Origin of the sequence: Streptomyces sp. NPDC018019 (assembly GCF_044327805.1) — a bacterium.
Lineage (GTDB): Bacteria > Actinomycetota > Actinomycetes > Streptomycetales > Streptomycetaceae > Streptomyces.
In genome coordinates this window covers 107,443-127,133 of sequence record NZ_JBIRGD010000021.1, presented here as the reverse complement: position 1 = coordinate 127,133, position 19,691 = coordinate 107,443, and the positions used below count along the sequence as shown (strand labels likewise).

General features: G+C 70.8%; 17 protein-coding genes and 3 tRNA genes. 11 read left to right on the top strand and 9 right to left on the bottom strand.

Going from position 1 to position 19,691, the window contains the following annotated elements; genetic code table 11:
• Positions 1-166: 166 nt before the first annotated feature.
• Complete coding sequence (locus tag ACH4FX_RS30015) at positions 167-484, top strand: DUF6274 family protein (RefSeq protein ID WP_398484186.1); 318 nt, start codon at positions 167-169, stop codon at positions 482-484.
• A gap of 493 nt (positions 485-977) precedes the next feature.
• On the opposite strand, the gene bldC is transcribed toward ACH4FX_RS30015, so the two are convergent.
• Together bldC and ACH4FX_RS30005 are read right to left on the bottom strand one after the other, a co-directional pair.
• Positions 978-1,184: a developmental transcriptional regulator BldC gene (gene bldC, locus ACH4FX_RS30010; RefSeq protein WP_003980577.1), complete on the bottom strand. Its 207-nt coding sequence runs from the start codon at positions 1,182-1,184 to the stop codon at positions 978-980.
• Between the two features lie 603 nt (positions 1,185-1,787).
• A complete protein-coding gene (locus ACH4FX_RS30005) occupies positions 1,788-2,624 on the bottom strand; it encodes a hypothetical protein (protein WP_398484184.1) in 837 nt (278 codons plus the stop codon).
• A 264-nt stretch (positions 2,625-2,888) separates the two neighbouring features.
• On the opposite strand from ACH4FX_RS30005, the gene ACH4FX_RS30000 reads away from it, so the two are divergent.
• Both ACH4FX_RS30000 and ACH4FX_RS29995 read left to right on the top strand, forming a co-directional pair.
• A complete protein-coding gene (locus ACH4FX_RS30000; RefSeq protein WP_398484183.1) occupies positions 2,889-4,037 on the top strand; it encodes a Leu/Phe/Val dehydrogenase in 1,149 nt (382 codons plus the stop codon).
• A gap of 563 nt (positions 4,038-4,600) precedes the next feature.
• Positions 4,601-4,858 (top strand): DUF3073 domain-containing protein, encoded by a 258-nt coding sequence (locus ACH4FX_RS29995; RefSeq protein WP_398484181.1) that lies wholly within the window; start codon positions 4,601-4,603, stop codon positions 4,856-4,858.
• Between the two features lie 110 nt (positions 4,859-4,968).
• Here the strand turns inward: ACH4FX_RS29995 and purM are convergent, their stop codons facing one another.
• The 4 genes from purM to ACH4FX_RS29975 all read right to left on the bottom strand — a co-directional run bounded on the left by purM (position 4,969) and on the right by ACH4FX_RS29975 (position 9,537).
• Positions 4,969-6,063 (bottom strand): phosphoribosylformylglycinamidine cyclo-ligase, encoded by a 1,095-nt coding sequence (gene purM, locus ACH4FX_RS29990; RefSeq protein WP_398484179.1) that lies wholly within the window; start codon positions 6,061-6,063, stop codon positions 4,969-4,971.
• Between the two features lie 35 nt (positions 6,064-6,098).
• Positions 6,099-7,658, bottom strand: a complete 1,560-nt coding sequence (purF, locus tag ACH4FX_RS29985) for an amidophosphoribosyltransferase (protein ID WP_398484177.1) — start codon at positions 7,656-7,658, stop codon at positions 6,099-6,101.
• Positions 7,659-8,066: 408 nt separating this feature from the next.
• Positions 8,067-8,879 (bottom strand): sterol carrier family protein, encoded by an 813-nt coding sequence (locus ACH4FX_RS29980; protein ID WP_398484175.1) that lies wholly within the window; start codon positions 8,877-8,879, stop codon positions 8,067-8,069.
• A 10-nt stretch (positions 8,880-8,889) separates the two neighbouring features.
• Positions 8,890-9,537, bottom strand: a complete 648-nt coding sequence (locus tag ACH4FX_RS29975) for a TetR/AcrR family transcriptional regulator (RefSeq protein ID WP_398484173.1) — start codon at positions 9,535-9,537, stop codon at positions 8,890-8,892.
• Between the two features lie 216 nt (positions 9,538-9,753).
• On the opposite strand from ACH4FX_RS29975, the gene ACH4FX_RS29970 reads away from it, so the two are divergent.
• The gene (locus ACH4FX_RS29970) at positions 9,754-11,238 is read left to right on the top strand and encodes an MFS transporter (RefSeq protein ID WP_398484248.1); all 1,485 of its coding nucleotides are present in this window, start codon (positions 9,754-9,756) and stop codon (positions 11,236-11,238) included.
• A 175-nt stretch (positions 11,239-11,413) separates the two neighbouring features.
• On the opposite strand, the gene purL is transcribed toward ACH4FX_RS29970, so the two are convergent.
• From purL to purS, 3 genes are read right to left on the bottom strand one after another with little or no spacing between them, the layout of a single operon-like run.
• Complete coding sequence (gene purL, locus ACH4FX_RS29965; RefSeq protein WP_398484171.1) at positions 11,414-13,663, bottom strand: phosphoribosylformylglycinamidine synthase subunit PurL; 2,250 nt, start codon at positions 13,661-13,663, stop codon at positions 11,414-11,416.
• The gene (purQ, locus tag ACH4FX_RS29960) at positions 13,660-14,364 is read right to left on the bottom strand and encodes a phosphoribosylformylglycinamidine synthase subunit PurQ (RefSeq protein ID WP_398484170.1); all 705 of its coding nucleotides are present in this window, start codon (positions 14,362-14,364) and stop codon (positions 13,660-13,662) included. The genes purL and purQ overlap by 4 nt, the downstream gene beginning before the upstream one ends.
• Positions 14,361-14,615 carry a phosphoribosylformylglycinamidine synthase subunit PurS gene (gene purS, locus ACH4FX_RS29955; protein WP_398484168.1) on the bottom strand — a complete coding sequence of 85 codons (255 nt, stop codon included), beginning with the start codon at positions 14,613-14,615 and terminating at the stop codon, positions 14,361-14,363. Before purS ends, purQ begins: the two co-directional genes overlap by 4 nt.
• Before the next feature lie 300 nt (positions 14,616-14,915).
• Between purS and ACH4FX_RS29950 the strand changes: the two genes are divergently transcribed.
• The 7 genes from ACH4FX_RS29950 to ACH4FX_RS29920 all read left to right on the top strand — a co-directional run bounded on the left by ACH4FX_RS29950 (position 14,916) and on the right by ACH4FX_RS29920 (position 19,107).
• The gene (locus ACH4FX_RS29950; RefSeq protein ID WP_398484166.1) at positions 14,916-15,236 is read left to right on the top strand and encodes an Lsr2 family protein; all 321 of its coding nucleotides are present in this window, start codon (positions 14,916-14,918) and stop codon (positions 15,234-15,236) included.
• A 206-nt stretch (positions 15,237-15,442) separates the two neighbouring features.
• Positions 15,443-15,514 (top strand) — tRNA-Gly (locus tag ACH4FX_RS29945).
• 44 nt (positions 15,515-15,558) lie between these two features.
• A tRNA-Gly gene (locus tag ACH4FX_RS29940) sits at positions 15,559-15,630 on the top strand.
• 75 nt (positions 15,631-15,705) lie between these two features.
• Positions 15,706-15,778: transfer RNA gene (locus ACH4FX_RS29935), tRNA-Gly, on the top strand.
• Between the two features lie 172 nt (positions 15,779-15,950).
• Positions 15,951-16,922, top strand: coding sequence for an ABC transporter ATP-binding protein (locus tag ACH4FX_RS29930; RefSeq protein ID WP_398484164.1), 972 nt, complete (start codon positions 15,951-15,953; stop codon positions 16,920-16,922).
• Complete coding sequence (locus ACH4FX_RS29925) at positions 16,919-17,725, top strand: ABC transporter permease (protein WP_398484163.1); 807 nt, start codon at positions 16,919-16,921, stop codon at positions 17,723-17,725. The genes ACH4FX_RS29930 and ACH4FX_RS29925 overlap by 4 nt, the downstream gene beginning before the upstream one ends.
• Positions 17,698-19,107, top strand: a complete 1,410-nt coding sequence (locus ACH4FX_RS29920) for a sensor histidine kinase (protein ID WP_398484161.1) — start codon at positions 17,698-17,700, stop codon at positions 19,105-19,107. Before ACH4FX_RS29925 ends, ACH4FX_RS29920 begins: the two co-directional genes overlap by 28 nt.
• The last annotated feature ends 584 nt before the right edge of the window (positions 19,108-19,691 follow it).

Genomic DNA, 19,691 nt, shown 5'->3' with positions numbered 1-19,691 from the left:
TGCGGGCCGTTTGCGTGGTCGCCCCTCCGGGGAAGGTGGACACGAGCGCCGCGCCGCTCCGTGGCCCGAAGGTCCGGGCCGTGCGAGTCGGGGCCTTTTCGCGTATTGACTGGGGCACCTACCGCCGGTAGTCACGAGGAAGGACGCGGGCCGGGAGGAGTGGGCGATGTCGACAGCCGCCAGGCACGAGATCAGGGCGCTGCTGCGGGCCCACCTGTCGGCCGCCTCGGGCTACCGCCATCTGACCCGCCACTGCCCCGTCTGCGCCCGTCTCCTGCGGCTCGCCATGGAGCCCCGTAGCCGCGTCGACGGCGCCCCCGCCGCCGACTCCGCCGCCCGGCCGGCTGCCAGGCCCGCCACGGGGCCCTCCGCGGCTTCTGGTGCCGCACCCCGCACGGGCCCGGCGTCCCGCGAAGCGGCGCCGGTGGCGCACGAAGCGGTACCGGCCGCCGCGACCGGGGACGAAGGTCCTGCGTCCCGGTGACCAACGGCGCCCTTCCCACCGGCCCCGCGAGGGAAGGCTGTTGGGGGAAGGGCGGCGTACGGGCCCCTTATCGCAGGGGCGTTGACGCCACAAGCGTCCGCGCCTGTGACGGGTGTCACCGGACGACTTTGCGGAACCGGGAATCTTACGGCCGCCCTACACCGAGTCAATTTAATATGTGCAATTGCACCGCACACCCGGCAGCCCGCGGACCGGGCCCGAGAACGGCCGGTGCCCGCTTCCGGCGGCCACCGCGGACGGTGTCCGGCCGGCCGGGGCGGAGTTCGGCGCGCACAAAAAGATCGCGCTGGACCCGGCGGAGTCCAGCGCGATCGATGACGTACCCAGATGCTGCGGGTGTGGGGCCTGTTGGGGCAGGCTCCGCGTCGTATGGAGCTGTGTGCTGCTTAGGTGATGCTGAGCGGAGCCGAAGGGGGCTCCATGGGCCGGAGTCGGGTTGGGGGGCCCGAAAACAGCCCGGTCATGCGGTTGTTCAGGATTCGCTGCGCTGCTGCGGAATGCCCGCCAGCAGTGCGCGAACCTCGGCCTCGCGGTAGCGCCGGTGTCCTCCGAGCGTGCGGATGGACGTGAGCTTGCCTGCCTTGGCCCAGCGGGTCACCGTCTTCGGGTCCACGCGGAACATCGTGGCGACCTCGGCGGGGGTAAGCAGCGGCTCGGCGTCAGGGGTGCGAGCGGTCATGAGCGGCCTCCTCGGGAGAACCGAACCATCACGGTTCTTTCCTCTAAATTCTGCACCTTGACCCGCGTTGCCCGAAATGGCGGACGCGGGCCGAGTCGGTTATAGGACGAACGGCTTGTCCTCGGCACTACAACTACACCATCTGTCCAGCCACGTCGGCCAAACCGATGGAATTGCCCTCTCAGGTGTTCAACCTCGGCGGAAGCCGATGGACCATGCCATAGCGGACAGTCACACCACCGTGACGATCAGTCACACAGTGATCAGCCGCCATCAGACCCACCAAGGAGCGCAATACCGAACTATCCGCCCCTACTAGGACGGAAGGGGCCCTTCTCAGGCTCCTTGTCCTATTTTGGCACGAGGGTATGGCTTGGCCGCAAGGCCCGAAGTCAGTGCTTTAGGTCACGCTTGAGGCAATCGCCCGGATCGGGACCTACGTCCCACGCCTTCGTCTCAGTAGTGTGCCCGAACCTCGTCAGTCGGCGATCATTTTGTCGTTCCGCGGGAACGGCCACGACCGGCCGAGGCCCGCCTCGCGGGCCGTATCGCAAGACCGTACGCAGCGCCGCCGCCCCGCGCACCCCTTCCGCGCCCTCAGTCTCAGCTGGCGAACTGCCGCTCACGCACCTCGCGCCACCGGTCCGACAGCTTCTCGTACGCCTCGCCGGCCCGGTCGCTGTCGCCCTCGCGCAGCGCCGCCAGCCCCGCCGCCACCTCCGCGGCCGACCGGTCCTCGGCGAGCTGCCCCTCGGGCACCGCATGCACCAGACCGCCGTAGTCCAGCTCCACCAGCGCCCGCGGGTGGAACTCCTCCAGCCAGCGGCCCACGTCCACCAGGCCGTCGATCAGCGGCCCCTCCTCCAGGGAGTCGCGCAGCGTCCGCAGCCCCCGCGCCACCCGGCGCCGCGCCTGCACCATGGGCGTGCGGTACCGCAGTACCGGCCCGTGCTCGCTCTTGGTGTACTCCCGCTCGTCGTCGCCGAACAGCGCGAACCAGCGCACCGGTACGTGCCAGGTGGCGGTGCGGATCCACGGCCGGGCGTCCGGATTGCGTTCCAGCCACTCCTCGTAGTCCGCCGCCGCCTGGCGCCGCACCACCGGCGGCAGCGCCGCGTCCAGCACCGGCGCCGGGAGCAGGTCGGACAGCTCCTCCAGTGCCTGCCAGCCGCGCAGCCGCGTCCGCCAGGGACAGACGCAGGTCACCCCGTCCACGACCGCGACGAAGGCGTCGCTGCTCTCGTGCACCGGCACCGGAACGGGCGGAGTGGGCAGCAAATCGGCCAGAGACCGCCGAAGTTCGTCCTGAACCGTAGGGGTATCGGTGCGCCGGGCGTAGCGCGCCCAGTAGGAGCGCTCCGGCTCGGGAAACGCTGCCAGCGGCTCGTAGACCCGTAGATATGCCGCGTACGGGACCATCACCGACGACGCCAGGGCCACGCCCGCTCCTTCGTTTCCTTCAACATGCCGTCCGCAGAAACACCAGCAAAGTTTGGCAAAGAGGTGCAAAGTGCCGGGAGTTGGCTCACGCCGCCCGGCCCGGGGTACGGCAAATCGTCCCACGCCCGTCCCCCAGGAGAGGGTGATCCTCCGCACTGCACCGATCAGCGCGCCGCTCAGGTCTTACTCTCTTCCCGACCGGCCCTCCCGCCCTCCCCCTGCCACAAGCAACAGGGAGACATCGGAGGGCGTCCTCCGCGACTTATGGGAGTCACCACCGTGACCGACGTACGTCCTCCCTCCCCCACGCCCTCCGCGCAGGGGGCCGCCCCGGCCGGCGCCGACGGCGGCGTCCTGAACACCCTGTTCCGTTCCGAGCAGGGCGGCCACGAGCAGGTCGTCCTGTGCCAGGACCGCGCCAGCGGTCTGCGGGCCGTCATCGCCATCCACGACACCGCCCTGGGCCCGGCCCTCGGCGGCACCCGCTTCCACGCGTACGCCTCCGAGGAGGAGGCCGTGCTGGACGCCCTGAACCTCTCCCGTGGCATGTCGTACAAGAACGCCCTCGCCGGTCTCGATCACGGTGGCGGCAAGGCCGTGATCATTGGTGACCCCGAACTGATCAAGACCGAGGAACTCCTGCTCGCCTACGGCCGGTTCGTGGCGTCTCTCGGAGGCCGTTACGTGACCGCGTGCGACGTCGGCACCTACGTCGCGGACATGGACGTCGTCGCCCGTACGAACAAGTGGACCACCGGACGCTCCCCCGAGAACGGCGGCGCCGGCGACTCCTCGGTCCTGACCGCCTTCGGCGTCTTCCAGGGCATGCGGGCCTCGGCGCAGCACCTGTGGGGCGATCCGACGCTGCGCGGCCGCAAAGTCGGCGTCGCGGGTGTCGGCAAGGTGGGCCACCACCTCGTCGAGCACCTTCTCCAGGACGGCGCGGAGGTCGTGGTCACCGATGTGCGCGCCGAGTCGATCGAGCGCGTCCGCTCCCGGCACCCGCAGGTCGCCGTGGCCGCGGACACCGGTGCGCTGATCCGCACGGAAGGCCTGGACCTGTACGCGCCGTGCGCCCTCGGCGGCGCCCTGAACGACGAGACGGTGCCGGTGCTGACCGCCAAGGTGGTCTGCGGCGCGGCCAACAACCAGCTGGCGCACCCGGGCGTCGAGAAGGACCTCGCCGACCGCGGCATCCTCTACGCACCCGACTACGTCGTGAACGCCGGCGGCGTGATCCAGGTCGCCGATGAACTGCACGGTTTCGACTTCGACCGCTGCAAGACCAAGGCGGCAAAGATCTTCGACACCACGCTGGCGATATTCGCTCGTGCGAAGGAGGACGGCATTCCGCCCGCCGCGGCGGCGGACCGGCTGGCCGAGCAGCGGATGGCCGACGCCCGGCGGTCCTGACCCCGGCCCCCGGCCGGCGGGCGGGCTCGCCCGACGGCCCGGGACGGCGTATTCAAGCCATTTTTCCAGCCGGTCGCGGCACCTATGACGACCGGTTTTGACCTCCGATGTCCATCGGATGCTCGGGGTCGACCGAAGTCGATCGCAATCCGATCGCTCTGTCGGGCGACCCCGGAAAGGCCCGTATGCCCCTGCGAACGCGGCGTCGGCCACGGACCGTACCGGAGAGGTTCACAGACGGTGCGGCGAGCAAGGGCGGGGGCGCTCGCGTAACGATCTCCGAGCGCTCCGTAAGGGATCACGGGCGGTAAGAGAGACATCCCTCACCACCCGTCGGCGGGTCGCCCGGACGGACAGGTTAAAATCGCAGCTGACCAGCGGGGACGGGGCGTCCTGCCGGTCATGCCGAGCGGTCGGTGATGCGGGCGACGTACCGTATGGCCGCGGAAGCAGGTACCGTTGAAGCCCTACGGGCCGGTCTCTCTGTCGAGAGTCCGCTCTGAATCATGAACGCGTGTCAAGACTCTGGGGCCGTCGAGCCCCGTCGTTGAGGGGGTCGAGCCATGGGGCGCGGCCGGGCCAAGGCCAAGCAGACGAAGGTCGCCCGCCAGCTGAAGTACAACAGCGGTGGGACTGATCTCTCACGCCTGGCCGAGGAGCTGGGTGCATCGCCGCAACAGCCGGCACAGCAGCCGCCGAACGGCGAGCCGTTCGAGGATGACGAGGACGACGACCCGTACGCGCGGTACGCCGACCTTTACAACCACGACGACGATGACGAGGACGAGGGCAACTCGTCCCAGCACCGTCGTCGCGCCTGACGTACGACGTCTCCTCTGTCGTACGCGCACGGCGCGCACAGCATTTCCACGGACCCGGTCCGGGGTGGTCACCTCGGACCGGGTTCTGTGCTGCCCTGAAGGCGGCCGGCTCAGGCGGAGTAGTCACCGGTCAGGGTCACTGCCTCGGTGTGGTCACCACGCTCGACGATCTCGCCGCTGACCCAGGCGTCCACGTCGCGGTCGGCGAGGGTGGCCAGCGCCACGTCCACCGACTCCTGCGGCACGACGGCCATCATGCCGACGCCCATGTTCAGGGTCTTCTCCAGCTCCGGCCGCGCCACCTCCCCGGCCTTGCCCACCAGGTCGAAGATCGGGTCCGGGGTCCAGGTGGACCGGTCGACCGTGGCGTGCAGGTGGTCCGGGATCACCCGGGCCAGGTTGTTCGCCAGGCCGCCGCCGGTGATGTGCGAGAAGGCGTGCACCTCGGCGGTGCGGGTGAGCGCCAGGCAGTCCAGCGAGTAGATCTTCGTGGGCTCCAGCAGCTCCTCGCCGAGGGTGCGGCCGAGCTCGTCGACCCGCTGGTCCAGGGACATGCCGGCCCGGTCGAACAGCACGTGGCGAACGAGCGAGTACCCGTTCGAGTGAAGTCCGGAGGACGCCATGGCGATGACGGCGTCACCCGTACGGATACGATCCGCGCCCAGCACCCGGTCCGCCTCGACGACGCCCGTACCGGCGCCGGCGACATCGAATTCGTCCGCCCCGAGCAGCCCCGGGTGCTCGGCGGTCTCCCCGCCGACCAGCGCGCAGCCGGCCAGCACACAGCCCTCGGCGATGCCCTTGACGATGGCCGCGACCCGCTCCGGGTAGACCTTGCCGACGCAGATGTAGTCGGTCATGAACAGCGGCTCGGCACCGCAGACGACCAGGTCGTCGACGACCATGCCGACCAGGTCGTGGCCGATGGTGTCGTAGACGCCCATCCGGCGGGCGATGTCGACCTTGGTGCCGACGCCGTCGGTGGCCGAGGCGAGCAGCGGTCGCTCGTACCTCTTGAGGGCCGAGGCGTCGAAGAGGCCGGCGAACCCGCCGAGGCCGCCGACGACCTCGGGCCGGGTGGCCTTCTTGACCCACTGCTTCATCAGGTCGACGGCGCGGTCGCCCGCTTCGATGTCCACGCCCGCTGCTGCGTAGCTGGCGCTGGTGCCCGCGTGCTGAGCACGCTCAAAAGACTCGGCAGACATGGCGTTGAGATCTTTCCTGTCGGTGTGTACGAGCTCTACGGGCGGCGCAGCGCGTCGGCGCCGCCGACCCCGGCCGTCAGCGTCTCGACGCCGTCCAGGTCCGGCTTGGCCTGACCCGCGGCCTCCGCCTCCAGGAGGTGCTTGCCCAGCAGCTCCGGGTCGGGCAGCTCGACCGGGTACTGGCCGTCGAAGCACGCGCGGCACAGGTTCGGCTTGGCGATCGTCGTCGACTCGATCATGCCGTCGATCGAGATGTACGCCAGCGAATCGGCGCCCAGCGACGTGCCGATCTCGTCGACGGTCAGCCCGTTGGCGATCAGCTCGGCGCGGGTGGCGAAGTCGATGCCGTAGAAGCACGGCCACTTGATCGGCGGCGAGGAGATCCGGATGTGCACCTCGGCGGCGCCGGCCTCGCGGAGCATCCGCACCAGGGCGCGCTGGGTGTTGCCGCGGACGATCGAGTCGTCGACGACCACCAGGCGCTTGCCGCGGATGACTTCCTTGAGCGGGTTGAGCTTGAGCCGGATGCCGAGCTGGCGGATGGTCTGCGAGGGCTGGATGAAGGTCCGGCCGACGTAGGAGTTCTTGACCAGGCCGACGCCGTACGGGATGCCGCTGGCCTCCGCGTAGCCGACCGCGGCCGGGGTGCCGGACTCCGGCGTCGCTATGACGAGGTCGGCGTCGGCGGGCGCCTCGGCAGCCAGCTTGCGGCCCATCTCCACCCGGGAGAGGTACACGTTGCGACCCGCGATGTCGGTGTCGGGGCGCGCCAGGTAGACGTACTCGAAGACGCAGCCCTTGGGCTTGGCCTCGGCGAAGCGGGAGCTGCGCAGACCGTTCTCGTCGACGGCGATCATCTCGCCGGGCTCGATCTCCCGGATGAAGCTGGCGCCGCAGATGTCCAGGGCGGCCGTCTCGGAGGCCACCACCCAGCCGCGCTCCAGGCGGCCGAGGACCAGCGGGCGGATGCCCTGCGGGTCACGGGCCGCGTACAGGGTGTGCTCGTCCATGAAGCACAGCGAGAAGGCGCCCATGACCTTGGGCAGGACGCACGGCGCGGCCTCCTCGACGGTCAGCGGCTTGCCGTCCTCGTCGACCTGGCCGGCCAGCAGGGCCGTGACCAGGTCGGTGTCGTTGGTGGCCGCCACCTGGGTCGCGCGGCCGTTCTCCCGGGGCAGCGCGGCGACCATCTCGGCCAGCTCGGCGGTATTGACCAGGTTGCCGTTGTGCCCCAGGGCGATCGAGCCGTGCGCGGTGGCACGGAACGTCGGCTGGGCGTTCTCCCAGACGGAGGCGCCGGTGGTCGAGTAGCGGGCGTGACCCACGGCGATGTGGCCCTGGAGGGAGCCGAGGCTCGTCTCGTCGAAGACCTGGGAAACCAGGCCCATGTCCTTGAAAACGAGGATTTGGGAGCCGTTGCTCACTGCGATGCCCGCGGACTCCTGTCCGCGGTGTTGCAGGGCATACAGCCCGAAATAGGTGAGTTTGGCGACCTCTTCACCCGGAGCCCAGACACCGAAGACGCCACATGCGTCCTGGGGGCCCTTCTCGCCGGGGAGCAGGTCGTGGCTGAGTCGTCCGTCACCACGTGGCACAGAACCGAGTCTAGGGCAGGTCCGCGATTCATCCGAACCGGGGATCGAACCTGAGCGGGCGCCGGGGCCCCTGCTCCAGGTGGACGCAGGCCCGCCGTGAGCGGCCGCTCACGGACCGGATCACGCTCCATACGGGTGGGGCGGGCCCTTGGTGCAGGGCCGTCGTACCGGCCTCGCCTCAGTGCCGAGGCCGGTCGCCGGGCGCCCATCGCGCACACTGGGGTGAGATGCGCCACTCGGCTCTGCGGTGACTGGCGTTCCGGTGAGCATTCCTGGTGATTTCCGGGCGCATCGGACCGGCGTTACGCCGCTTGTCCTCCGCGCTTCCGGGGGCGGCGAGCGGCGGTGGACCGGCCCCGGTCATGGCCGATCGGGGCCGGGGACGGCTGTCCGGCTCGGCCGCCGCATTCACCCCATAAGGGGCAAGTACGGTGCCAGGTCGGCCCGTTCACCGCTGGCGCTGACGGCGGCTTCCTCGACCGCCGTCGACCAGTCCGTACGGCCGGTGGCCAGGCGGAGCCAGGTGAGCGGATCGGTCTCGACGACGTTCGGCGGCGTACCGCGGGTGTGCCGGGGGCCCTCGACGCACTGGACGACGGCGAACGGCGGCACCCGGACCTCGACCGAGCCGCCGGGCGCCGTGGCGGCGAGCGCGTCGGCGAGCAGCCTGGTGGCGGTGGCCAGGGCCTGGCGGTCGAACGGGATCTCCAGGCCGGTGGCGGCGGCCAGGTCGTCGGTGTGCACGATCAGTTCCACGCAGCGGACCACCAGGAAGTCGGCCAGCCGCATCGCGCCGATACGGGCGGCCAGCAGCCGGTCGTCGGGGGCCACCGGGACGGCCTCGGCGTAACGGGCCGCGGCGCGGTCCAGGAGGTCGGAAGGTGCGGCCTCGGCCGCCGTGGCGCGGGCGATCTCGTCGACCTCCCCGGCCAGCGCCCGGGTGGCGGACGGCCAGGTGGCCAGGGTGACCTCCTGAGCGGGCGGCGCGGGCTGTGCGAGCGTCGCGGGGACCTGTTCGACGGCCATGGCCAGGTGGGCGACCAGTTCGCGGACCGTCCAGTCGCCGAGGCGGGTGGGCAGCGCGAGTTGCTCGGGGGTCAGCCGCCCCACGGCGGCACGTACGTGGCCGAACTGCGCGACGACGGCGGCGCGGGTCTTGGCGGAGTCGTAGCTGCGGGTGCGGGAACTGCCGGACGGCTTGCGGGCGCTGGCACTGGGCATGGCGTCGAGGCTACTCGGCGGGGCGTGTCGCGTAATCCCCGAGACCGCGTTCCACCAGCTCGAAGGCGCGGCGCGCGGCGGCGACCGCGTCCGGATACACGGCGTCGGCCGACTCGCCGGCCAGCAGCCTGCGGTGGTTCTCGTTGATGAGCGCGTTACGGGCGGCCATCAGCTGACCGGCCGCGACCTGGGCGTCCATCCGGTCGCCCCCGGTCTCCTCCACGAGCACCTCGGCGAGCTGCTGGAGGCCCTGCATCCGGTTGGCGTACGCGCGGAGCAGCAGGGCCGGCGTCTCCACGATCAGGCGGCGGATGCTGAGCACTTCGCCCTTGTCGCACAGGCCGACGGACGGGTCCCGCAGCTCCAGCATCTCGACGAACTGGCGGCAGACCGCCGCGACGGCGGACTCGCCCCGCGCCCGGTCGCGGACGGCCCGGGCCGCGTCACCGGCGTGGTGCTCCATCGGCTTGAGGACCAGGTCCTCCTTGGAGCCGTAGTAGTTGAAGACGGTCATCTTGGAGACGTCCGCGGCGGCGGCGATCTCCTGGACGGAGACCTTCTCGAAGCCCCGCTCCAGGAACAGTTCGACGGCGGTCCGCCAGACGCGCCGCTCCGTCTGCAGTTTCTTGCGCTCGCGCAGTCCCAGCTCCTCGGCCATGACACCACTGTACCAGGACAAAAAATAATACCGGACAAAAGATTGACTCGGTCCATGCTTTGCGGGCATGGTGCTGCCATGACCGTTTCCACCGCTTCTTCGCGGACCTCCTCGGGCGATGCCGCCGACGGCGCCGCGGCCGGTGCGGCCGGCCTCCCACCGGGTGCCGCGCCGGGTGCCGTGCCGGGCGGGCCGCCCGCCACCGGGCCCGGCGGCATGACGCCGGTCCGGCGCCGCATCGCCTTCGCCGTCTGCCTGGCGACGTTGCTGCTCGCCGTCCTCGATACGAACATCGTCTCGGCCGTGACGGTCCCGATCGTCCGAGAGCTGGACCCGCTGCACGGCGTCGACCGCATCCCCTGGCTCATCAGCGCGTTCTCGCTGGCCGCCACCGCCGCGCTGCCCCTGTACGGCAAACTGTGCGATTCCCTCGGCGCGAAGCGGGTCTTCCTCGGGGCGGTCGCCACCTTCCTGCTGGGCTCGGCGCTGTGCGGGGCCGCACAGTCGATGGAGCAGCTCATCGCCTTCCGAGCGGTGCAGGGCTTGGGCGGCGGCGGACTGATGAGCGTCACTATGGTCGTGATCGCCCAGCTCAAGGGGCCGGGTGAGAAGGGCGCGGGGAAAGGCGCCGGGGTGGGCGGGCTGGTCGCGGGGGCCGGCATGGCCCTGGGGCCGGTGATCGGCGGCCTGCTCGCCGAACACGCCGGCTGGCGCTGGGTCTTCTCCGTCAACCTGCCGGTCGGCATCGCCGTGCTCGTCACCTCCGCGGTCGTCCTGAAGCTCCCCCGCCACGGCGGGCGGCGGCGCATCGACTTCCTCGGTGCGGCCTTGGCCGCGGCGTTCTCCACGGCGCTGCTGCTGGTGACGGAGTGGGGCGGCCGGGACTACGGCTGGGCCTCGCCGACGATCCTGGGTCTGTCCGGCGGAGCCGCGGCGCTGCTCGCGCTGTTCCTGTGGCGGCAGGCCACCGCCGCCGAACCGCTGCTCCCGCTGTCCATGTTCCGCATCCGCACCCTGCGTACCGGCTTCGCCGTGCAGGGCCTGGTGGGCGTGGCCCTGATGGGCTCGCTGGTCTACGTGATGATCTATCTCCAGCTGGTCCGCGGCATCGACCCCACCGCCGCGAGCCTGTTCATGATCCCGGTGGCGCTCGGCATGGCCGGATCGGGTCTGCTGACGGGCAGACTGGCCGCTCGCGGCTGGTCGGAGAAGACCTTCGTGCTCAGCGGTACGGCCTGCGCCGCCGTGGCCGCCCTGCTGCTCTCGACGAGTGGCGCCGACACCGGTCTCTGGGCGATACGGGCCGAACTCCTCCTGCTCGGTGCCGGCTTCGGCCAGACGCTGGGGCAGCTGATCGTGCTGGTGCAGCAGTCCGCGCCGCGCCACCAGCTCGGGGTGGCGACGACCGGTGTCCGCTTCTTCCAGACCCTGGGCAGTTCGCTGGGTACGGCGTTCTTCGGCACGGTGCTCGCCCGCGTCTACGCCGACCGCGGCCCCGGCGGCTCCACCAGCGCCATACCGGCCCTCCAAGGCGCGGCCCACACGCGGGCGGTGGACGCCTTCAGCTCGTCCATAGGCGTGGTCTTCCTCTGCTCGGCAGGCGTCCTGGTGCTGGCGCTGCTCCTGGCGCTGCGCATACGGACCGCCGGCTCTGCGGGCGGGCCGGGAGAAGCCGGTGGGGCCGCGGGCGCGGCCGGGTGACCGGCCACCGGCCGACGGAGATGCCCGGGGGCGGGAAGGCCGGTGGAGGGAGGCCCGGTGGCGCGCAACCCGTACGGTCGCCCGACGACGCGGTGGCCCGCCCCGGGAAGGGACGGACCACCGTACGGACGGGCGGGCAGACGGCCGCGGGCAGCGGCGTCCGACCCGGCCGGGTTCAGCCGAACAGCGCCGGGATGGTCGCTTCGTGAGCCGCCCGCAGCTCGCTCAGCGGGATGGTGAACTGACCCTGGACGTCGATCTCGTCGCCGTCGACGACGCCGATGCGGGTGGCCGGCAGGCCACGCGCGCCGCACATGTCGCTGAAGCGGAGTTCCTCGCTGCGCGGGACCGCGACGACCGCCCGGCCGGCCGACTCGGAGAAGAGCAGGACGAACGGGTCCAGGCCGTCGGGGACGACGATCCGGGCGCCCTTGCCGCCGCGCAGGCACGACTCCACCAGGGCCTGGACCAGACCGCCGTCGGACAGGTCGTGCGCCGCGTCGATCATGCCGTCGCGGGAGGCCGCGATCAGGATTTCGGCCAGCAGCTTCTCCCGGCCGAGGTCCACCTGCGGCGGCAGGCCGCCCAGGTGGCCGTGGACGACCTGGGACCAGGCCGAGCCGCCCAGCTCCTCCTTGGTGTCGCCCAGGAGGTAGATGAGGTGGCCCTCGTCCGCGAAGGCGACCGGCGTACGGCGGCTGACGTCGTCGATCACACCGAGCACCGCGACCACCGGGGTCGGGTGGATGGCGGCCTCACCGGTCTGGTTGTAGAGGGAGACGTTGCCGCCGGTGACCGGCGTCCCCAGCTCCAGGCAGCCGTCGGCGAGCCCGCGGACGGCCTCGGCGAACTGCCACATGACCGCCGGGTCCTCGGGCGAGCCGAAGTTCAGGCAGTCGGAGACGGCCAGCGGCTTGGCGCCGGTCGCCGCGACGTTGCGGTAGGACTCCGCCAGCGCCAGCTGCGCACCGTGGTACGGGTCCAGCTTGGCGTAGCGGCCGTTGCCGTCGGTGGCGATGGCCACGCCCAGCCCGGACGTCTCGTCGATGCGGATCATGCCGGCGTCCTCCGGCTGCGCCAGCACCGTGCCGCCCTGTACGAAGTGGTCGTACTGGCTGGTGATCCAGGACTTGGACGCCTGGTTGGGCGAGGCGACCAGCTCGAGGACCTGCTCGCGCAGCGCCTCGCCGGTCTCCGGCCGCGGCAGCCGGGAGGCGTCGTCGGCCTGGAGGTCGTCCTGCCACGCGGGGCGGGCGTAGGGGCGCTCGTAGACCGGGCCCTCGTGGGCGACGGTCTTCGGGTCGACGTCGACGATCTTCTCGCCGTGCCAGTAGATCTCCAGCCGGTCGCCGTCGGTGACCTCGCCGATGACGGTGGCGGTGACGTCCCACTTCTCGCAGATCGCCAGGAACCGTTCGACCTTCTCCGGTTCGACGACCGCGCACATGCGCTCCTGCGACTCGCTCATGAGGATTTCCTCGGGCGAGAGCGTCGAGTCGCGCAGCGGTACGTCGTCCAGCTCCACGCGCATGCCGCCGGAGCCGTTGGACGCCAGCTCGCTGGTGGCGCACGACAGACCGGCCGCGCCGAGGTCCTGGATGCCGACGACCAGCTTCTCGGCGAACGCCTCCAGGGTGCACTCGATGAGCAGCTTCTCCTGGAAGGGGTCGCCGACCTGGACGGCCGGACGCTTGGAGGGCTTCGCGTCGTCGAACGTCTCGGAGGCCAGGATGGAGGCGCCGCCGATGCCGTCGCCGCCGGTCCGGGCCCCGTAGAGGATGACCTTGTTGCCGGCGCCGGACGCCTTGGCCAGGTGGATGTCCTCGTGCCGCATCACACCGATGGCACCGGCGTTGACCAGCGGGTTGCCCTGGTAGCAGGCGTCGAAGACGACCTCGCCGCCGATGTTGGGCAGGCCCAGGCAGTTGCCGTAGCCGCCGATGCCCGCGACGACGCCCGGCAGGACGCGCTTGGTGTCGGGGTGGTCGGCGGCGCCGAAGCGCAGCGGGTCCACGACCGCGACCGGGCGGGCGCCCATGGCGATGATGTCGCGGACGATGCCGCCGACACCGGTGGCGGCGCCCTGGTACGGCTCGACGTAGGAGGGGTGGTTGTGCGATTCGACCTTGAAGGTGACCGCGTAGCCGTGGCCGACGTCCACGACGCCCGCGTTCTCCCCGATGCCCACCAGCATCGCGTCGTTCTCGGGGACCTTCTGCCCGAACTGCCTCAGGTGGACCTTGCTGCTCTTGTACGAGCAGTGCTCGGACCACATCACCGAATACATGGCCAGTTCGGCGCCGGTGGGCCGCCGGCCCAGGATCTCCCGGACGCGCTCGTACTCGTCCTGCTTGAGGCCCAGTTCGGCCCAGGGCTGGTCGGTGTCCGGCGTCTCGGCTGCGTGCTTGACCGTGTCGAGCGTCATGCGTTGACCAACTTCTTCAGGATCGAGGTGAAGAATCCGAGGCCGTCCGTCCGGCCCGTGCCGATCAGCGGCTCGACGGCGTGCTCCGGGTGCGGCATCAGGCCGACGACGTTGCCCGCCTCGTTGGTGATGCCGGCGATGTCGCGCAGCGAGCCGTTGGGGTTGCCGTAGCCGTCGGCGGTGTCCCCCTCGGTCAGGTAGCGGAAGGCGACCCGGCCCTCGGCCTCCAGCATGTCGAGGGTGCGCTCGTCGGCGACGTACCGGCCGTCGATGTTCTTCAGCGGTACGGAGATCTCCTGGCCGGCCGTGTAGTCGGTGGTCCAGGCGGTGTCCGCGTTCTCCACCCGCAGCCTCTGGTCGCGGCAGACGAAGTGCAGGCTGTCGTTGCGCAGCATGGCGCCGGGCAGCAGGTGCGTCTCGGTCAGGACCTGGAAGCCGTTGCAGATGCCGAGCACCGGCAGTCCTCCCCTGGCCTGTTCGATCACGGTCTCCATCACCGGCGAGAAGCGCGAGATGGCACCCGCCCGCAGGTAGTCGCCGTAGGAGAAGCCGCCGGGCAGCACCACGGCGTCGACCTGCTTGAGGTCCTTGTCGCGGTGCCACAGCGGCACCGCCTCGGCCCCGGCGAGCCGCACGGCCCGCTGGGTGTCGCGGTCGTCGAGCGTGCCCGGAAAGGTCACGACTCCGATGCGTGCGGTCATGAGCCGGCCTCGTCGACGCGGACGGTGAAGTCTTCGATGACCGTATTGGCGAGGAAGGTCTCGGCCATCTCGTGGATACGGGCGAGGGCGGCGTCGTCGACCGGGCCCTCCACCTCAAGTTCGAAACGCTTGCCCTGACGGACGTCGCGGATCCCCTCGAATCCCAGGCGTGGCAGTGCGCGCTGCACCGCCTGCCCCTGCGGGTCGAGGATCTCCGGCTTGAGCATGACGTCGACTACGACGCGTGCCACTGGCACTCCCGATGGTGTGGTGCGTAAGGCGGTGCCATCACAGTACCGTGTTCGAAAATCTACGCGCATAGATATCATGACGGTGCCATCACGGTGCGGCATCGGCTCCGGTGATCGGTGGGGAAAATCTCAGAAAAGACCTAGGGTCCGCATTGCGCAAGGACACGCTGAGGAAATTAACTGGGCTTCACGATGCAATGCCCGTCGCTGTACAAATGAAAATGCATTGATCCCAATCAGCCGGATCTGCAGCATCCCTCCATGTCAGGACGGGATTGCTGCTCGAAAGGACCGATATCCGTGGCGCAGCGCGTAGTAGTCACGCTCTCCGATGACATCGAAGGCGGAGAAGCCGCAGAGACGGTCACCTTCGGTTTGGACGGGAAGTGGTACGAGATCGACCTCAATCCCGCCAATGCGAAGAAACTGCGCGGCGCTCTCGCCCCGTTCGTGGAGGCCGGCCGCAAGCGGTCGAAGTCCGGCAAGGCCTACCACCACACCTCCGTGACCCCCGACCCTGCCGCGGTGCGCGCCTGGGCCCGCTCCCACCACATGGACGTGCCCCCGCGCGGCCGGATCCCGAAGAAGGTCTACGAAGCCTTCGAAGCGGCCAACAGCTGACCCGGTTCCCCGTCGTCCGGCCGTGAGCCGACGGCCGGACGACGTGCGGACGACGCGAGGAGGGCGGCGCGCGACAGCGGGGCGGCCGGCGGGCGCGGGCCGGTTTCCACTGCCCAGCAGCCGAGTTGCACAGCACCCCCGTTGATCAGCTAGAGTCTGGAGCGCGCCGAGGGGCGAGGCCGGAAGGCCGGATCCCGAGGAGTCACGCGGGTGTAGCTCAGTAGTAGAGCGCCCTCTTTCCAAGAGGGAGGCGCAGTGTGCAATCCCTGTCACCCGCTCTGACAGCATCGACCGGCCTTGGGGCCTGGTGGATGGTGGTCATGCGGGTGTAGCTCAGTAGTAGAGCGCCCCCTTTCCAAGGGGGAGGCGCAGTGTGCAATCCCTGTCACCCGCTCTGGCAGTACCAACCGGTCTTGTGGATCAGGTAGAGTAGCTGTCGCGCCGCCCGGTGAAAGCCGGTCGGATGCCTGCGGACGTAGCTCAGTTGGTAGAGCGCAACCTTGCCAAGGTTGAGGTCGCGAGTTCGAGCCTCGTCGTCCGCTCAGGGAAAAGGCCCCGGTCACACGACCGGGGCCTTCTTCGTGTGCCCATCTCCGGACGCCGCCCGCTCGCCCTCCAGGAACCCCGGTTTCCGTTTCCTCTCCTGACATTTGTCATCTGGGTCGATGACAAGCCGCACTGCCCCGGGCCGGGTTCCGGCGGGAGCCTTGAAGCATGAACATCGGGGACTACGGCGCGGACGTGATCGACGTCACGGGCCTGCGCAGGCGGTACGGGCCGTCCGGGGGCGGTCGGAAGAAGAAGGGTGAAGCGGGCTTCGAGGCGGTGCGGGGCATAGATTTCTCCGTCGCCCGCGGCGAGCTGTTCGCCCTGCTCGGTACGAACGGCGCGGGCAAGACCTCCACCGTCGAGCTTCTGGAGGGGCTGGCCGCACCGACCGGGGGCACGGTGCGCGTGCTGGGCCACGATCCGTACGCGGACCGGGACCGGGTCCGGCCGCGGGTCGGCGTGATGCTCCAGGAGGGCGGCTTCCCCTCGGACCTGACGGCGGCCGAGGCCGTACGGATGTGGGCCGGCACGACCACCGGCGCCCGGCCGGTCGACGAGGCACTGGCGATGGTCGGCCTGACCCGCCGCCGGGACGTGCGGATCAAGATGCTCTCCGGCGGTGAGCGGCGGCGGCTGGACCTGGCCATGGCGACGCTGGGGCGGCCCGAGGTGCTGTTCCTCGACGAGCCGACCACCGGCCTGGACACCGAAGCCCGCCATGCGACCTGGGAGTTGATACGTGAGCTGCGGGCGGACGGTACGACCGTCGTGCTGACCACCCACTACCTGGAAGAGGCCGAGGGGCTGGCCGACCGCCTCGCGATCATGCACCGGGGCCGGATAGCGACGACCGGCACGGTCGCGGAGGTGGTGGCCAGCCACCCCGCCCAGATCTCCTTCGAACTGCCCGACGGCTTCCTCGTGGGCGACCTGCCGCCGCTCCAGGAACTGGGCGTCGACGGACATGAGACGGCCGGCCGCACCATACGGCTGCGGACCACCGATCTGCAGCGGGCCGCGACCGGCGTACTGCTGTGGGCGCGGGACAAGGACATCGAGCTGCGGGGGCTGGATGCCCGCTCGGCGTCGCTGGAGGAGGCGTTCCTGCGGATCGCCAAGGGTTTGGAGGACAAGTGAGCGTCGCCGGCATCGAGACGAGGCCCGGGACGGCTGCCCGCAAGGGGTCGCGCGACCGGTTGATCGCGCTGGCCCGCGCGGAGCTGACCCTGCTGGGCCGTAACAAGACCACCTTGTTCATGGCACTGCTGATGCCCCTGATCATGGCCTTCGCCATGCAGCGGGCGGTGGCCGAGATGCCGTTGCAGCAGAACGGCCTGTCGGTCGGCACGGTCCTGCTGCCGGGAACCATCGGCTTCGTGCTGATCTTCGCGGTGTACTCGACCGTCACGGGCGCGCTGGTGACGCGGCGCGAGGAACTGGTGCTCAAGCGGCTGCGCTGCGGTGAGCTGACCGACCGGGAGATCCTGGCGGGGACGGCCCTGCCGACGGTGCTCATCGGGCTGGCGCAGTGTCTCCTGCTGGTGGTCTGCGGCGGGCTGGCCCTGAAGGTGGGCCTGCCCAAGGCCCCGCATCTGCTCCTGCTGGGTGTGCTCCTCGGCATGGTGATTGTGGTGGCGATGGCCGCCGCCTCCACGGCCATCACCAAGAGCGCCGAGGCGGCCCAGCTGACCACACTGCCGTTCGTCTTCATATCCATGGGCGGGTCCGGGATGGTCGTGCCGCTCGACATCCTGCCGGACCGGATCGCCGCGATCCTGGAACTGCTGCCCCTGTCACCGGTGATGGGCCTGGTGCGGGACGGCTGGCTCGGCGGGGCCGACCTCACCGACATGGTGAAGCGGCTGGTCATCGCGTTGGCCTGGGCCGCGCTCGCGGTGTTTGCTGTACGGAAGTGGTTCCGCTGGGAGCCGCGGCACTGACGATGTACGGCTTTGAGGACGACGGGGGTGCGGAGCCGGTGATCCACGGGCAGCTGCGCAAGTGGCGGGGGCGGGGCAGGGTCGCGCAGGTCTACCTGTGGGCGCGGTGGTCGCTGTATGTGACACCGTGGCTGATGTTCACCGGCTGGCTGGTCGCGCCGATCGTCACCACGGCGGTGGGCCAGCGGCCCCTGTTGCCGACCGTGCCGCTCATAGTCCTGGGGACGGTGCAGTGCTGCGTCTTCATCCCCGGTGTACAGCGCGGGCTCTCGCACTACGTGTACGACACCGCCGCGCCGTGGCGCCTGATCGCCGTGTCGGGAGTGCTGTCGGCCGGCTCGGTGACCCTGGTCGCGGTCCTGATCGGGACCTTCGATCTGTCGTCGAACCCGCAGGTCTGGTCCACGGTGATGCTCTTCCCCACCCTGCCCACCAGCTGTCTCCTGTCGCTCGTGATCAAGAAGCGCTGGCAGACGCTGGTGTGCGTCGTGGTCACTGCGGTGATCATGACGGTGACGGCTCTTGCGGGCCTCCCGATCGAGTTCGTGGCGGGACTGCCGTTCCCCCTCGCCTTCTCCGCGGTCTTCGCCGCGCTGACGTGCCGTAGCTGGGGCTGGATCCTCGCCGCGATGCGCGAGCTGGACGAGGCCAAGGGCGCGCAGGCCCGGCTCGCGGTCGCCGAGGAACGGCTGCGGTTCGCGCGGGACATGCACGACGTCGTCGGCCGGAACCTCGCCGTGATCGCGCTCAAGAGCGAGCTGGCGGTGCGGCTGGCCCGCAAGGGACGGCCGGAGGCCGCCGACCAGATGGCCGAGGTGCAGCAGATGGCCCAGGACTCCCAGCGGGAGGTACGGGACGTGGTCCGCGCCTACCGGGAGGCCGATCTGGAGGTGGAGCTGGCGGGAGCGCGGGCGGTCCTCCGGGCGGCCGGGGTGGAGTGCCTGATCGAGCAGGAGGACAGTGCCGAGGTGCCCCAGCGGGTGCAGTCCGTGCTGGCCTGGGTCGTACGGGAAGGCACCACCAACGTGCTGCGGCACGCGAACGCGGCCACCTGCTGGCTGACGCTGCGGGTGATGGCCCACAGCACGGCCGACGGCCGGGCGGGCGTCCGGACGTCCGCGGCGGCGCCGTCCGGACCGGCGGTGGTGTTCACGATGGAGAACGACGGTGTGCTGGAAGACGCCGCCCACTGCGGCGCCGGGAGCGGCATCGCCGGACTGCGGGAACGGCTCGCGCCCCTCGGCGGCACCCTCCTCGTCGGCCCCCGGCCGGACGGGCGCTTCTGGCTGCGGGCCCACGTCCCGCTGGAGGACCGACCGGCGGAGGACGCGCCGGGGGCCACTGCGGACGGACTGCCCGTTGGGGCACATGAGTCCGCGTAGGGACCCGGCCATGCGGGGCGGGCGTAGGACGCCATCCGGGCCGCCGGAGCCCGTCGGGCACACGGCCGTAGGGACAGAGCGACGTGAGAGAAGCGGAGACCATGGCGAAGGCGCAGCGCACGGAGAGGCTGGGGCGGGTGCCGACGGCCGGGCAGGAGACCGGACGGGTGTCGGCGGCCGGGCTGGGGCCGGGACCGGGAGTGGAATCGGTGGGGGCTGCGCAGGCGTCCGAGCCGGGGCCAGCCATGCAGACGTCCGGGCGAGTGTCCGAGCCGGAACCAGCCACGCAGACATCCGGGCGGGCGTCCGAGCCGGGACCAGCCGCGCAGACGTCCGGGCAGGTGGCTGGATCGGGGCGGGCTCCGCAGGGATGGGAACCGGAACCGGAGCAGGGATCGCAGGTGCCTGGGCAGGCGCCGGGACTGGATCGGGCCCCGCAGGCCCCCGGACAGATACCCGGGCCGGAACGGGGCTCACAGGCGCCGGGGCCGGTAGCCGAGCCGGAGCAGGCTGCGGAGTCGGAGGCGGGGGCTGAGGCGGGGGCTAAGACGGGAGCTGAGGCGGGGGCGGGCGTGGAAGCGGGG